Annotated in this window: 11 protein-coding genes; 5 read left to right on the top strand and 6 right to left on the bottom strand. The window is 70.1% G+C overall.

Annotated features, from left to right (window positions below):
• Positions 1-190 precede the first annotated feature (190 nt).
• Positions 191-1,111 carry a phosphoribosylaminoimidazolesuccinocarboxamide synthase gene (locus ACFSE6_RS00385; protein ID WP_388001728.1) on the bottom strand — a complete coding sequence of 307 codons (921 nt, stop codon included), beginning with the start codon at positions 1,109-1,111 and terminating at the stop codon, positions 191-193.
• 71 nt (positions 1,112-1,182) lie between these two features.
• Between ACFSE6_RS00385 and gndA the strand changes: the two genes are divergently transcribed.
• Complete coding sequence (gene gndA / locus ACFSE6_RS00380; RefSeq protein WP_388001727.1) at positions 1,183-2,625, top strand: NADP-dependent phosphogluconate dehydrogenase; 1,443 nt, start codon at positions 1,183-1,185, stop codon at positions 2,623-2,625.
• 62 nt (positions 2,626-2,687) lie between these two features.
• Here gndA and ACFSE6_RS00375 read toward each other — a convergent pair whose 3' ends face one another.
• The 4 genes from ACFSE6_RS00375 to ACFSE6_RS00360 all read right to left on the bottom strand — a co-directional run bounded on the left by ACFSE6_RS00375 (position 2,688) and on the right by ACFSE6_RS00360 (position 8,953).
• Positions 2,688-3,170 (bottom strand): hypothetical protein, encoded by a 483-nt coding sequence (locus ACFSE6_RS00375; protein WP_388001726.1) that lies wholly within the window; start codon positions 3,168-3,170, stop codon positions 2,688-2,690.
• On the bottom strand, positions 3,167-5,617 hold the full coding sequence (locus tag ACFSE6_RS00370; protein WP_388001725.1) for a molybdopterin oxidoreductase family protein: 2,451 nt from the start codon (positions 5,615-5,617) through the stop codon (positions 3,167-3,169). Before ACFSE6_RS00370 ends, ACFSE6_RS00375 begins: the two co-directional genes overlap by 4 nt.
• Before the next feature lie 192 nt (positions 5,618-5,809).
• The gene (gene purD, locus ACFSE6_RS00365) at positions 5,810-7,084 is read right to left on the bottom strand and encodes a phosphoribosylamine--glycine ligase (protein WP_388001724.1); all 1,275 of its coding nucleotides are present in this window, start codon (positions 7,082-7,084) and stop codon (positions 5,810-5,812) included.
• 18 nt (positions 7,085-7,102) lie between these two features.
• On the bottom strand, positions 7,103-8,953 hold the full coding sequence (locus tag ACFSE6_RS00360; RefSeq protein ID WP_388002337.1) for a phosphoenolpyruvate carboxykinase (GTP): 1,851 nt from the start codon (positions 8,951-8,953) through the stop codon (positions 7,103-7,105).
• Between the two features lie 133 nt (positions 8,954-9,086).
• Here ACFSE6_RS00360 and ACFSE6_RS00355 point away from each other — a divergent pair, with 133 nt between their 5' ends.
• The 4 genes from ACFSE6_RS00355 to ACFSE6_RS00340 all read left to right on the top strand — a co-directional run bounded on the left by ACFSE6_RS00355 (position 9,087) and on the right by ACFSE6_RS00340 (position 12,950).
• The gene (locus ACFSE6_RS00355) at positions 9,087-10,562 is read left to right on the top strand and encodes a helix-turn-helix domain-containing protein (RefSeq protein ID WP_388001723.1); all 1,476 of its coding nucleotides are present in this window, start codon (positions 9,087-9,089) and stop codon (positions 10,560-10,562) included.
• A 155-nt stretch (positions 10,563-10,717) separates the two neighbouring features.
• Complete coding sequence (locus tag ACFSE6_RS00350; RefSeq protein WP_388001722.1) at positions 10,718-11,050, top strand: ArsR/SmtB family transcription factor; 333 nt, start codon at positions 10,718-10,720, stop codon at positions 11,048-11,050.
• On the top strand, positions 11,037-11,930 hold the full coding sequence (locus ACFSE6_RS00345) for an SRPBCC domain-containing protein (RefSeq protein ID WP_388001721.1): 894 nt from the start codon (positions 11,037-11,039) through the stop codon (positions 11,928-11,930). Before ACFSE6_RS00350 ends, ACFSE6_RS00345 begins: the two co-directional genes overlap by 14 nt.
• Positions 11,931-12,002: 72 nt before the next feature.
• Positions 12,003-12,950, top strand: a complete 948-nt coding sequence (locus tag ACFSE6_RS00340) for an aldo/keto reductase (RefSeq protein WP_388001720.1) — start codon at positions 12,003-12,005, stop codon at positions 12,948-12,950.
• 40 nt (positions 12,951-12,990) lie between these two features.
• Here ACFSE6_RS00340 and ACFSE6_RS00335 read toward each other — a convergent pair whose 3' ends face one another.
• Positions 12,991-13,959: a Gfo/Idh/MocA family protein gene (locus ACFSE6_RS00335; protein ID WP_388001719.1), complete on the bottom strand. Its 969-nt coding sequence runs from the start codon at positions 13,957-13,959 to the stop codon at positions 12,991-12,993.
• Positions 13,960-13,965 lie beyond the last annotated feature (6 nt).

Raw genomic sequence — 13,965 nt, 5'->3', positions numbered from 1 at the left:
ACGCGACCGGGTGCCGCTGATTCGAGTCTGGCACGGATCCACGTGCCGCCGTGGCCCGGGACGACCTGATCCGGCGAACTGGGGGGATATCCCCCGCCGAGAGCGGAAACCTGAGTCAAGAGCGGACGTTCAAACGTCCGCTCTTGACTCACTTGTCCGCTCTCGGCGGGGTGCCGGCCGGCCGGCGAGCTCAGACGACGAACCGCTCCCCCGTCAGGCGTTCGTACGCCTCGACGTAGCGGGCGCGCGTGCGTTCGACGATCTCACCGGGCAGCGGTGGAGGCGGCGCCTGGGAGGCGCGGTCCCAGCCGGACTCGGGCGAGGCGAGCCAGTCGCGCACGAACTGCTTGTCGTAGCTCGGCTGCGCCCGCCCCGGTTCCCATTCGTCCGCGGGCCAGAAGCGCGAGGAATCCGGTGTGAGGACCTCGTCGCCCAGCACCACGGACGCACCGTCCGTGGCCGACCCGAACTCGAGCTTGGTGTCCGCCAGGACGATGCCGGCCCGCTCGGCCAGCTCGCTCGCCCGCGCGAACACGGCCAGCGTGGTCTCGCGCAGCTCCTCGGCGCGTTCGGCCCCGACCACCTCGGCCATCCGCGTCATGTCGATGTTCTCGTCGTGGGCACCAACCTCGGCCTTGGTGGCCGGTGTGAAGATCGGCTCGGGGAGCTTGTCGCCGTCGCGCAGCCCGTCCGGCAGCGGGTTGCCGGCCATCGCCCCGGTCTGCCGGTACTCGGCCAAGGCGGAGCCGGTCAGGTACCCCCGCGCGACGCACTCGATCGGATACATCTCCAGCCGGCGGCAGACCATCGCCCGATCGACCACCTGCTCGGGCACGTCCGTGGAGACCACGTGATGGTCGACGACGTCGGACAGCTGCTCGAACCACCACAGGCTGAGCTGGGTGAGGATGCGCCCCTTGTCCGGGATGACCGTCGGAAGCACGTGGTCGTAGGCGGAGATCTTGTCCGAGGCGACCACGAGGACCCGGTCCCCGTCCTCGGCGCCGTCGTCCGACTCGGGGACGTACAGGTCCCGGACCTTGCCGGAGTACACGTGCCGCCATCCGGGGACAGCTGGTACCCCGTCGGCCGTCTCATCAGCGGAACTCATGGGTCTCATCCTCGCCCATCCGGCGTAGCGTTGCCGACCGAGGACTTCTCGCCGCGACTCCTGGAGGAGCCATGAAGGAAGCGACCGCCGACGTCGGAGTGACCGGCCTGGCCGTCATGGGCGCCAACCTCGCCCGTAACCTCGCCCGCCACGGGCACACCGTGGCCGTGCACAACCGGACCTATGCCCGCACCGAGCGGCTGCTGAGCGAGCACGGCTCGGACGGCGAGTTCGTCCCGTCCGACTCGGTGGCGGACTTCGTCGCCTCGCTGGAGAAGCCGCGCGTGGCGATCATCATGGTCAAGGCGGGAGCCGGGACGGACGCCGTCATCGAGGAGCTCGCTGCCGAGATGGAGCCCGGCGACATCATCGTCGACGCCGGCAACGCCCATTTCCCCGACACCATCCGGCGGGAGAAGGCGCTGCGCGAGCGCGGGTTGCACTTCGTGGGCAGCGGCGTCTCCGGCGGCGAGGAGGGCGCGCTGAACGGTCCGTCGATCATGCCGGGCGGATCGGCGGAGTCCTACGAGCGCCTCGGCCCGATCCTCGAGGACATCTCGGCCAAGGTCGACGGCGTGCCGTGCTGCACACACGTCGGCACCGACGGTGCGGGCCACTTCGTCAAGATGGTCCACAACGGCATCGAGTACGCCGACATGCAGCTCATCGCGGAGGCGTACGACCTGCTGCGGCACGGGCTCGGCGCCTCGGCCGCCGAGATCGGCGCGATCTTCGAGACCTGGAACAGCGGTGATCTGGAGTCCTACCTCATCGAGATCACCGCCGAGGTGCTCCAGCACACCGACGCCGCGACCGGCAAGGCGTTCGTCGACGTCGTCCTGGACCAGGCGGAGCAGAAGGGCACCGGCCGGTGGACGGTGCAGAACGGGCTCGACCTCGGCGTGCCGATCACCGGCATCGCCGAGGCGACGTTCGCCCGCTCGCTCTCCGGCGGCGTGGCCCAGCGCGAGGCCGGTCATCAGACCCTGCCCGCCAGGGCGAGCGAATGGACCGTGACGGACCGGGACGCCTTTATCGAGGACGTTCGCAAGGCGCTGTACGCATCCAAGGTCGTCGCCTACAGCCAGGGCTTCGACCAGATCGCCGCCGCGGCCGCCGAGTACGGCTGGGACATCGACCGCGGGGCCATGGCCCGCATCTGGCGTGGCGGCTGCATCATCCGGGCGCGGTTCCTGGACCGGATCACCGAGGCATACGAGACCCGTCCCGACCTTCCACTGCTGCTGGCGGACCCGTACTTCACCGACGCCGTCGGCGAGGGCCTGCCGTCCTGGCGGCGGGTGGTGGCCGGTGCGGCGACGAGCGGCATCCCGACGCCGGCGTTCTCCTCCTCGCTGGCCTATTACGACGCCGTCCGGGCCGAGCGCCTGCCGGCTGCCCTGGTCCAGGCCCAGCGGGACTACTTCGGCGCGCACACCTACAAGCGCGTCGACCGGGAGGGAACGTTCCACACGCTGTGGTCCGGCGACCGGTCGGAGGAGCAGCAGGACTGAGACGGCGCGGCCGGTCGCGGCGGCACGGCGTGACCGGCCGCGGGCTGAGCACCCGTGGCCGCTCAGCTGATGAGGATCTGCGTCGAGCTCTCCTTGAGCATCGCGTTCGCCCACCGCAGTTGCCGGAGCGTGTCCGGATGGCAACGTTGGGCCACCGCGAGCAGGTCGGTGTGCTTGATGCCCTGAGCGGCCTGCGCCAGCATCTCCCAGTCCACGGAGACACCCGCGGCCTTCATGTGCAGCATGCGCAGGTCCCGAAGGAGTAGCAGCCCAGGTGTCCGGGCACGTCCGAGCAGTTCGCTGCCCTTGTCCAGCAGCTTCGCCGCGGCGTGCGCCTCTCCCTCCGGCTCCGGGTCCAGTGACTGGCCGTACCGCTCGCCGATCGCCGCGATCTCACGGACGTGACGCTGCGACCAGGCCGCCAGGTCCTGAGCCACGTGGAAGACCTCGTGGTCGGCCTTGTGCCGGTCGGCCGCCTGCAGCAGCTCGTGCGCGAGGTCGTTCTCCGAGCGGTGCAGCTCCTTGAGCACCAGGCCGATCTTCATCGCGTCCCTCCGTCGATCCGCTCGTCCGCGAGCGCGGCGTCGCCTCCCCGCGTCGGCGCGGCGGGACCGGACGCCGGGGCCGAGGCGGTGGTCGTGGGCGCCGACGCTGGCGGACCTGCGGCGCCGTCGATCTTCCGGACCCGCGCGGCCGCGGTCTTGAAGATCGGCTGCTTCGAGGCCGGGTCCCACTCGGTGATGGTCAGCTCGTTGGCGGCGCGCCCGGCGCCGTCGGGTCCGGGGGCGCCGACGTCCCAGTAGCCGTAGTGGAACGGGAGGAAGACCACCCCCTCACGGATGCCGGTCACGCGCACGCGTGCGCGCACCGAGCCGCGCGGCGTGGTGATCTCGGCGAGGTCACCCTCGGTGAGGGCGAGTAGGTCGGCGTCTGCGGTGGAGATCTCGACCCAGACGTCCGGAGCTGCGGCCTGCAGTTGCGGCACGCGCCCGGTCTTGGTGCGGGTGTGGAAGTGGTAGACGGTCCGTCCGGTGATGAGCTGCAGCGGGAAGTCCTCGCTCGGCAGTTCGTGCGGCGGGAGGTACTCGGCGGCCTTGATGATCGCTCGGCCCTCGGGGTTCATCGCCCGGTACTCGGTCGGTTCCAGCGGTGCCCCGGTGACCATGTCGCGCCCGTAGCTCTCGCAGTAGTCGGGTGCGGCGAAGAACTGGCCGTCGGCGTAGAGCCGTTCCGTCCCCTCCGGGCTGTCCTCGGTGCACGGCCACTGGATGCCGCTGCCCTGCCGAAGCGCGTCGTAGCTCAGGCCGCTGTAGTCGCACGGCCGGCCGCGGCTGCACTCCTTCCAGGCCTCGAAGGCCGACTCGGGGTCGTGCCAGTGCACGAGCGGCCCACCGTCCTTGTCGCGCAGGTCGAGCCGGCGTGCGTAATCGAGGAAGATCTCGAGATCGGGCCGCGCCTCGCCGGGCGGATCCACCGCCTTCTCGGAGAGGTGGACCGTCCGGTCGGCGTTGGTGAAAGTGCCCGTCTTCTCGCCCCAGGTCGCGGCGGGCAGGACGACGTCGGCGAGCTCGGCGGTCTCGGTGAGGAAGATGTCCTGGACGACGAGGAAGAGCCGCTCCTGAGACAGCAAAGACCTGATCCGGGCGAGCTCTGGTAGTGAGACCGCCGGGTTGGTGGCCTGCACCCAGAGCATGCGGATGGAGCCTTCCTCCGCGTACCGGACCATCTTCATCACGTGCGTCGGCGGCGAGTAATGCGGGATCTCTATCGGGTCGACGTTCCACACCTTCGCCAGATCGGCGATGTGCGCGTCGTTCGACCAGTTCCGAAAACCCGGCAGGTCGCCGTCCGCGCCGGCCTCCCGGGTGTTCTGCGCCGTCGGCTGGCCGTTCATCTGCAGCAGGCCGCATCCGGGCCGGCCGAGCATGCCGCGCACCAGGTGGATGTTGTTGACCTGGACGGCCGCCGCGGTGGCCTGGTGGGACTGGTAGAAGCCCTGCAGGACGGTGGACAGGAGCCGGTCGGTGGTGCCGAGGATCCGGGCAGCCTCCCGCACGTCGTCCTCCGGCACGTCGCAGATCCGCGCGACCTTCTCCGGCGGGTACCCGCGCACGCGCTCGGCGAGTTCGTCGAATCCGACGGCGTGGCTGTCGACATAGGTGTGGTCCACCCAGTCATTGCGGATGATCTCGTGGAGCAGGCCGTTCATCAGGGCGACGTTGGTGCCAGGCCGTGGCGCGAGATGGACGGTGGCCGCCCGGGCGACCGGCGTCGGGCGCGGGTCGACGCAGACGACCTCCGGCGGATTCGGCCCGGCGAGCCGGTCGAGCACCCGCATCCAGAGCACGGTCTGGGTCTCGGCCATGTTGTGCCCCCACAGGGCGATGACGTCGGCGTGGTCGATGTCGGTGTAGGAGCCGGGCTGGCCGTCACAGCCGAAGGACTCCTTGAGGGCGGCCGCGGCGGTGGCGGTGCACAGCCGGGTGTTGCCGTCGACGTGGTTCGTCCCGAGCCCGCCGTGCGCGAGCACGCCGAGCGTGTAGTACTCCTCGAGGAAGAGCTGCCCGGTGGTGTAGAAGCCGAGCGCGCTGGGACCCTGCTCGTCGAGGAGCTCGCGGGTACGGGTGACGATCCGGTCCATCGCCTCGCCCCAGCCGGCTTCGACGAGCTCGCCGTCGCGGCGGACCAGCGGCCGTGTCAGGCGCTCACGGGAGCCGTTCGCCTGCCAGCCGAACAGGTCCTTGGGTCCGAGTCGGCCGTGGTTGACGCGGTCCTGTGCGCGGCCACGGACGCCCACCATCCGCCCGTCCTTGACGGCGATGTCCAGCGCGTCGCCGTTGGAGTGGAGGATCGACGCCGTCTGCACCCAGTCGACGGTCTCGGGGTCGACGTCGTGCTCGAGGAACGAGTCCACCCGGACCGGCCAGACGCCGTCACGGGGATACGGAGTCCGGGTGCCCCAGACGTCGGCGATGCGGTCGGTCTGCGTCATCGTGCCTCCTCGCTCGCGGGTCCGCGGGCCAGTCGACCAGCGCGCCGGGGAGGCCGCAACAGGAGCGTCCGGTCGCGGTCGGGCGTGTGAGCGAGGGCGGGCCCGCCTGCTCGGGGCGCCAGGCCGCGGGGTCCTCGTGCGCCAGACCGGGCGCGGCGTCGGGATCCGGCCCGGTGCACGAACTGATGCGCGTCAGAGACCGGCGGCGATGTCCGTCCGGTGCTGGGCGTCCGCGAGCCCGATCCGGTCGACACCGCGGTAGGCGGCGGCGCGCGCGGCGGCGATGTCGGATCCGGTGCCGACGACGGAGAGCACCCGGCCGCCCGACGCCACGAGGGCGCCGCCGTCCGTGGCGGTCCCGGCGTGCAGCACGTGCACGCCGGCGAGTGACTCGGCCTCCTCGACGCCGCCGATCGCATCCCCCTTGCGGACGCTTCCGGGGTAGCCGTGGGCGGCGACGACGACCGTGACTGCGGCGCCGGCGTTCCACTCCGGCGATGGCACGGCTCCGAGGCGGCCGGTGGCGGCCGCGTGCAGCAGCTCACCGAGGGAAGAGGTCAGGCGCGCCAGCACCGCCTGGGTCTCCGGATCCCCGAAGCGGACGTTGAACTCGACCACGCGCAGGCCGCGTGAGGTGAGCGCGAGCCCGCAGTAGAGCAGACCGGTGAAGGGCGTGCCGCGGCGCGCCATCTCGGCCACGACCGGCTTGGCCACGCGGGTGACCACCTGGTCGGTCAGGTCCTCGGGCGCCCACGGCAACGGCGAGTAGGCGCCCATGCCGCCGGTGTTCGGTCCGGCGTCGCCGTCGCCGAGGCGCTTGTAGTCCTGGGCGGGGGCGAGGGGGACCACGTCGGTGCCGTCACAGACGCAGAACAGGGAGACCTCCGGCCCGTCGAGGTACTCCTCGACGATGACGCCTGGCGCGCCGCCGGTGGCCGGGTCGCCGCCGTCCCGGTCGAGGCAGGCGCGCGCGTGCGCGATCGCCGCCTCCCGGTCGTCGGTGACGACCACACCCTTCCCGGCGGCCAGCCCGTCATCCTTGACGACGTACGGAGCGCCGAACGCGTCGAGAGCGGCCGTGACCTGCTCGAGCGTGGTACACACGTGCGCCATCGCCGTCGGGACCGCTGCCGCGGCCATGATCTCCTTGGCGAACGCCTTGGAGCCCTCGAGACGGGCCGCCGCCGCGCCCGGGCCGAAGCAGGCAATGCCGGCCTCGCGGACGGCGTCGACGACGCCGGCGACGAGCGGCGCCTCCGGGCCGACGACGACGAGGTCGGCCGCCATCTCCTGTGCCGCGGCCGCCACGGCGGCCCCGTCGAGGATGTCGAGGGTGATCGACCGGGCGAGCGTGGCCGTCCCCGGGTTCCCCGGGCCGACCACGAGCTCGTCGACCGATGGGTCATGGGCCAGCGCTCGGGCGAGGGCGTGCTCACGGGCGCCCGAGCCGATGAGGAGGATCTTCACGACCGCCGAGCGTATCGGCTAACGGGCGAGCCGGTCCCGCAGGGCGTCGAGCTGCTCGGTCATCTCCCGCGGGAGCCGCAGGCTGAACTGGGCGAAGTAGTCCTCGGTGAGGTCGGCCTCGGCGGACCAGCTCTCCGGGTCGACGGCGAACAGAAGCTCCAGGTCATCCTCGGTCAGATCGAGCCCGTCCAGGTTGAGGTCCTCGGGCCGCGGCAGCCGCCCGGTGGGGCCTTCGACCGCCCCGACCTCGCCACTGACCCGGCGCAGTGTCCATTCGATCACCCGTGAGTTCTCGCCGAATCCGGGCCAGACGATCCGGCCGTCGTCGTCCTTGCGGAACCAGTTGACCTGGAAGATGCGGGGAGCCTGCTCACCGAGCATCCGTCCCATCCGCAACCAGTGCCCCCAGTAGTCGGCCATGTTGTAGCCGCAGAACGGCAGCATGGCGAACGGGTCACGGCGCAGCTGTCCGACCTCCCCTTCGGCCGCGGCCGTCTGCTCCGAGGAGACGGTGGCGCCCATGAAGACGCCGTGCTCCCAGTCGTAGGCCTCGGAGACGAGCGGCACGTTGGAGGCGCGGCGGCCACCGAAGAGGATGACGTCGATCGGGACGCCGTCGGGGTCCTCCCACTCGGGCGCGATGGATGGTGCCTGGTCGGCACGGACGGTGAACCGCGAGTTGGGATGGGCCGCCGGGGTCGCCGACTCGGGAGTCCAGTCGTTGCCCTGCCAGTCGATCAGGTGATCGGGTGGGGTGTCGGTCAAGCCCTCCCACCACACGTCGCCGTCGTCGGTCAGGGCGACGTTGGTGAAGATGACGTCGTGATCGAGAGCGGCGATCGCCGTCGGATTGGTGGACTCGCCGGTGCCCGGTGCGACGCCGAAGAACCCGGCCTCGGGGTTGATGGCGCGCAGGCGCCCGTCCGGGCCGGGACGCATCCACGCGATGTCGTCACCGACGGTCTCGACCGTCCAGCCCGGGATGGTCGGCCGCAGCATGGCCAGGTTGGTCTTGCCGCACGCGGAGGGGAATGCGGCGGCCAGGTGGTGGACGCGTTCGTCGGGGCCGGTGATCTTGAGGATCAGCATGTGCTCGGCCAGCCATCCCTCGTCCCGCCCGAGCACCGAGGCGATCCGCAGCGCGTAGCACTTCTTGCCGAGCAGCGCGTTGCCGCCGTATCCGGAGCCGTAGGACCAGATCTCCCGGGTCTGCGGGAAGTGGCAGATGTACTTCGTGTCGTTGCACGGCCACGGGACGTCGGGCCGGGTGACCACCTCGTTGCCGTGCCGCACCACGAGCGGGTAGCCGACGGAGTGCACGGCGGGGACCCAGTCCGCCCCGCGTTCGATCTGCTGCAGTGCCGCCGCTCCCATCCGGGTCATCAGGCGCAGGGAGACGACGACGTAGGGCGAGTCGGTGATCTCCACCCCGATCCGGGAGATCGGGCCGCCCACCGGGCCCATCGAGAACGGCACCACGTACATGGTGCGGCCACGCATTGCGCCGTCGAAGACCTCGCGCAGCTCCTGCTTCATCGCCGCCGGCTCCGCCCAGTTGTTCGTCGGGCCGGCATCGGCCTGCTCCGGGGAGCAGATGAAGGTGCGGGACTCCACCCGGGCGACGTCGGACGGCGCGGAGCGGGCGAGGAAGGAGCCCGGCCGCTTGGCCGGGTTGCGTCGGATGAAGGTGCCGGTGTCGACCAGCCGAGAGGTGAGCCGGTCGTACTCCTCCCGGGAGCCGTCGCAGACCTGGATCCGCTCCGGCCGGGTCAACGCCGCGATCTCCCGGATCCAGGCGAGCAGGTCCGGATCCGTGACGGTCAGGCCCTCGAGGGCCGGCACGGCGGGCGGGGCGACGGCGTCGGTCATGACCATGGCTGGTGTTCCCTCCAGAGTCGTGGGCGCCGGACGGCGCCGCTGCGTCCACTGTCCGCCGACCTTGGTCCCTCTACAACCACCGAGGCCGTGAAAAATCTGGAGAAGTTTCGCTATGGTCAACGCCATGGCGGAACCATCGACCACCCCCGCCGAGGAGTCCGGGACGGATCCGATCGTGCTCGGCCGCCGGATCCGGCACGCGCGCACCGGGCACGGCATGACCCTGCGTCAGCTCGCGGACTCGGTCGGTTCGACGACGAGCCAGCTCTCCCTCATCGAGAACGGACGCAGGGAGCCGCGACTGTCCCTGCTGACGGCGCTCGCCCGCGAGCTGGGCACCACCGTCGCGGCGCTTTTGAGTCCGGAACCTCCGCCGGACCGGCGTGCAGAACTCGAGATCGCACTCGAACGGGCACAGCGCGGGCCGTTGTTCGCCTCGCTTGGGGTACCTGCGGTACGGCCGGGGCGGCGCCTGCCGATGGACGCGCTCGAGTCGCTCGTGGGACTGCACGCCGAGCTCGAGCGGCGCGCCCGCGCCACCATCGCGACACCGGAGGAGGCGCGCCGGATCAACACCGAGCTGCGGCTGGAGATGCAGGCGCGGGACAACTACGTGCCCGAGATCGAGGCGATGGCCGAGGAGCAGGTCCGCGCCGTCGGGTACACCGGCGGCGCCCTGACCCACCACATGGTGGCGCAGATGGCGGAGCGGCTCGGGTTCACGATCCTCCACGTCGACGACCTGCCGCACTCGACCCGGACGGTCACGGACCTCGCCAACGGGCGCATCTACCTGCCGCCAGCGTCGATCCCGGGCGGTTACGGGCTGCGCTCGCTCGCGCTACAGGCGATGGCGCACCGGCTCTTCGGCCACGAGCGCCCCAGGAACTACGGCGATTTCCTGCGTCAGCGCCAGCAGATCGCCTACTTCACCGCGTGCTGCCTCGTCCCGCGGTTCGCGGCGAGAACCTTCCTCGAGCGCACCAAGGCCGAGAAAGACCTGTCGATGGAGGACTTCCGGGACGCGTTCGGCATCACGCACCACTCGGCGGCACAGCGGTTCACGAACCTCGCCACCTCGCTGCTGGGCATCCCGCTGCACTTCATCCGCGCCATGGACGACGGGTCGCTCTACCGCGGTTACGCCAACGACGGCGTCCCGTTGCCGGCGGACCCGACCGGCGCCATCGAGGGCCAACCCTTGTGCCGGAAGTGGGCGGCCCGTTCGGCCTTCGCCCGCCGGAACCGCTCCACGGAGTATCACCAGTACACCGACACGCCCGCCGGGACGTTCTGGTGCAGCACGCAGACCGGAACAGCGCGCGAGTACGAGTTCTCCATCACCATGGGGGTGCCGTTCGCCCACGCGAAGTGGTTCCGCGGCCGGGACACCACCCGCCGCACCGTCTCCCACTGCCCGGACACCTCGTGCTGCCGGCTCCCGGATCCCGGCCAGGCCGAACGGTGGAAGGACCGGTCGTGGCCGTCGGCGGCGATGCACGCGCACGTCCTCTCACCGCTGCCGTCCGGCACCTTCCCCGGCGTCGACGACGTCGAGCTGTACGACTTCCTGGAACGTCACGCGCCCGGCGACGACTGACGGTGCACGGCCCCACCGGTACCACTAGCCCTCACCAATTCCGGCTGGGCCAGTCCCCCTCCCTGCCCGGGCAACCGCGGTGCGGAGCACCTTGACACCGGAGCAGGAACCGAGGACTCTGGAACTAGTCGGTTCCAGAACTATGAGGTTCCACAGTGTCGACAGATGAGCTCAGCACCACGTTCGCGGCGTTAGCCGATCCGACCCGCCGGGCGATCCTCGACCGGCTGCGTCATGGCGAGGCGTCCGTGGCGGAGCTCGCCGAGCCGTTCGAGCTGACCGTGCGCGCCGTCTCCAAGCACGTGGGCGTGCTCGAGGCGGCCGGGCTCATCACCCGGACGCGGGACCGACAACGCCGCCTGAGCAGGCTCGAGGGCCGTCCGCTCGCTCAGGTGGAGGCCTGGCTCGAGGAGTACCGGCCGGTATGGCAAGACCGTTTCGACAACCTCGCGCAGCACCTGGAGGGCAGCACCGATGACACCACGTGAGACGACGTCGGTCGCGGCGATCGACGTCGAACGCATCTTTCCCGTCCCGCTCGGCCCGGCCCGGAACGCCTGGCTGGATCCCGAGGCCGTCCGCACCTGGTTCGCCCCGCACGGCTACCAGGTCACCGCCTGCACCCTGGATCCGCGCGTCGGCGGAACGTGGCGCGTGGACTTCCTCGGCCCGGGCGGCCACGTCTACACCGAGCACGGGTCCTACCTCGCCATCGATGAGACCCGGATCGTCCTCACGCTCACCCAGGTCGACGGCGGCTTCACCGGCCCGGAGACCACCGTGACCGTCCGGTTCACCGAGGTCGAGGACGGCACGCGAGTACGTATGACGCAGACGGGCTACACGGACAGCGGACACCGCGACGGCAATGACGAGGGGTGGCAGGAGTGCTTCGACCTGCTCGGTCGGTCACTGGCCGGCGACGATCCGCCGCCGTCGGCTGAGGCCGAGATCCGGGCGCTGTTCGCCGAGTGGCTGGCCGCGTCCTCACGCAAGGACATCGACGGCGCCATGGCACCGATTGCGGCCGACATCCTCTCCTACGAGCACAGCGCGCCACTGGCCTACCGGGGCGTCGAGGCGATCCGGCCGGAGTGCCAGGCGGGCTTCGACAAGCAGGGCGAGGATTTTAGGTGGGAGATCCCGGATCTCGAGGTGCTCGTCAGCGGGGATCTCGCCGTGACCTGGGGCCTCAATCGGATGAGTTCCGCGGGCGGTACGCCCGAGGGCGACCGCCGGGTCATGTGGTCCCGCGGGACCCGCGTGTTCGCGCGCCGCGACGGGCGCTGGCAGATGATCCACCAGCACGTCTCGTTCCCGGCCGCACCGGACGGGACCGTCGCGTTCGACGCCGGGCCGGAGGGGTGAGGAACACTCTTCCTCTACGTAACTTTAGTGCAAACATTGCGCAAGAGCTGCACTCTCACCCAGAATGCCGCTATGAGCACCTCACCTCTGGACATCCATACTCTCGGACGGACCGGAATCGAGGTGACGGCGCTCTGCCTGGGCACAAGCCCACTGGGCTCGATGCCACAGCTCTACGGACACTCGGTGGAGAAGGAGACTGCGATCGCGACCGTCGACGAGGCGCTCGACCGTGGAATCCGGGCGATCGACACCTCCAACAGCTATGGCGGCGGAAACAGCGAGCAAATCGTCGGCGAAGCGTTGCGCCGGCGAGGGGGCCTACCGGACGGCGTGTTGCTCGCCACCAAGGTCGACCCGGCTCCGGGATCGTCTGACTTCTCCGGCGCCCGCGTACTCGCGTCGTTCGAGGAAAGTCTCGAGCGACTAGGTGTCGACCGGATTGAGTTACTGCATCTTCACGACCCGGAGAAGATCGGTTTCGAGGCGAGCATGGCGGAGGGCGGTCCCGTCGAGGCCCTGATCGCCCTACGTGACTCGGGGCGTGTGGACTATCTCGGTGTCGCCGGCGGCCCGACCGAAATGCTGACGCGGTTCATAGAGACGGATGTGTTCGATGCGGTCCTCAGTCACAACCGCTTCTCGCTCCTCGACCGCTCCGCGCACTCGCTCTTCAAGGCCGCGTCAGCTCGAGGGATCGGCGTCATCAACGCGGCGCCGTTCGGAGGCGGCATGCTAGCCAAGGGACCCGCCGAGCGGCCGACGTACGCCTACGGAAGGGGCGACGATTCGATGGGAGAATACGCCAGGCGGATGGCGGAGGCCTGTGGCAAATATGGCGTCGAACTTGCATCCGCCGCGCTGCAGTTCTCCCTGCGTGCCCCAATCGTCGACATGACGGTCGTCGGCGGGTCGCGCCCGTCCCGGATCGATGCGGCGATGCGAGAGGTTGACATCCCCCACGCGCTCTGGGAGGAGCTGGAGACACTCGCCCCGCCCCCGACCACCTGGATGGGATGACATCCGATGCGAGGCCAGCCCGAAGCGTCGTCTGCCTTCATCATCTAACCTTTGCCGTGCGATAGATCGCGTCGATCGCACGCATGTTGCCAAGGATGTCCGATCCCTCGGTCGGGAGCATCTCGTGGGTGCGCAAGGCACGGACGACGCATTCCAACTGGTGGTCGTAAGTCTGCCTCCCACCCACAGTCTCTTGATACTCGACCCCGTCGAGAGTCCACACGACCCGGTGGCCGTTCGTCGGGAAGACCACGTTCTGGACCATGAGAGATCCGCGCTCTCCATCGATGCGACGGAAATCGTCGAACGAGTCGTTGCCCATCGACGCGTCGACCCTTCCGGTCGCGCCCGAGGGGAAGTCCAGCTCGGCCGTAATCGATTCGTCTGCACCCGCAGGTCCGGCGACGTGGGCGGCCGAAACCACGTGTGGTTCCTCCCCCATGAGCGAGCGCACCCAGTGGAGCGGATAGCAACCGAGATCCATCAGTGCTCCGCCACCGAGCGACGGCTCGTGCCTGATCGCGCCGGGGGTGAACGGGTTGTTCACGCAGAACTCCCCCTCGACCCGCCGGACGCGTCCCAGCATCGCCGCGATCTCCCGTGTTCTCGACCACAGCGGGTGATACTCGTCGTGAAACGCCTCGATCGCGCGGCAACCGGTGCGTTCCGAGATTGCCAGCACGTCCGCTACCTCGCCCTCGTTCATCGCGAACGGTTTCTCGCAGAGCACGTCCTTGCCTGCCTCAAGCGCCGCGATGACCCATTGAGCGTGCTCGGAAGGTGGCAACGCGACATAGACGAGGTCGATCGACTCGTTCTCGAGCAGTCGCCGGTAGTCACCGTAGGAAAGGGGGATGCCGTGGGCGGCGGCGTACTCGTCCGCCCTACTCTGCGAGCGGGACGCGACGGCGGCAACCTCCGCGTCGTCAGTCCGCCGCGCGGGGCCGATTATCGACCGGGGCGCGATCCCCGCCGCCCCGAGGATGCCTACTCGTACCGTCGATGCCATAGTGCG

Origin of the sequence: Georgenia deserti, assembly GCF_042680605.1 — a bacterium.
Lineage (GTDB): Bacteria > Actinomycetota > Actinomycetes > Actinomycetales > Actinomycetaceae > Allobogoriella > Allobogoriella deserti.
This window is presented reverse-complemented; position numbering and strand designations above follow the sequence as displayed.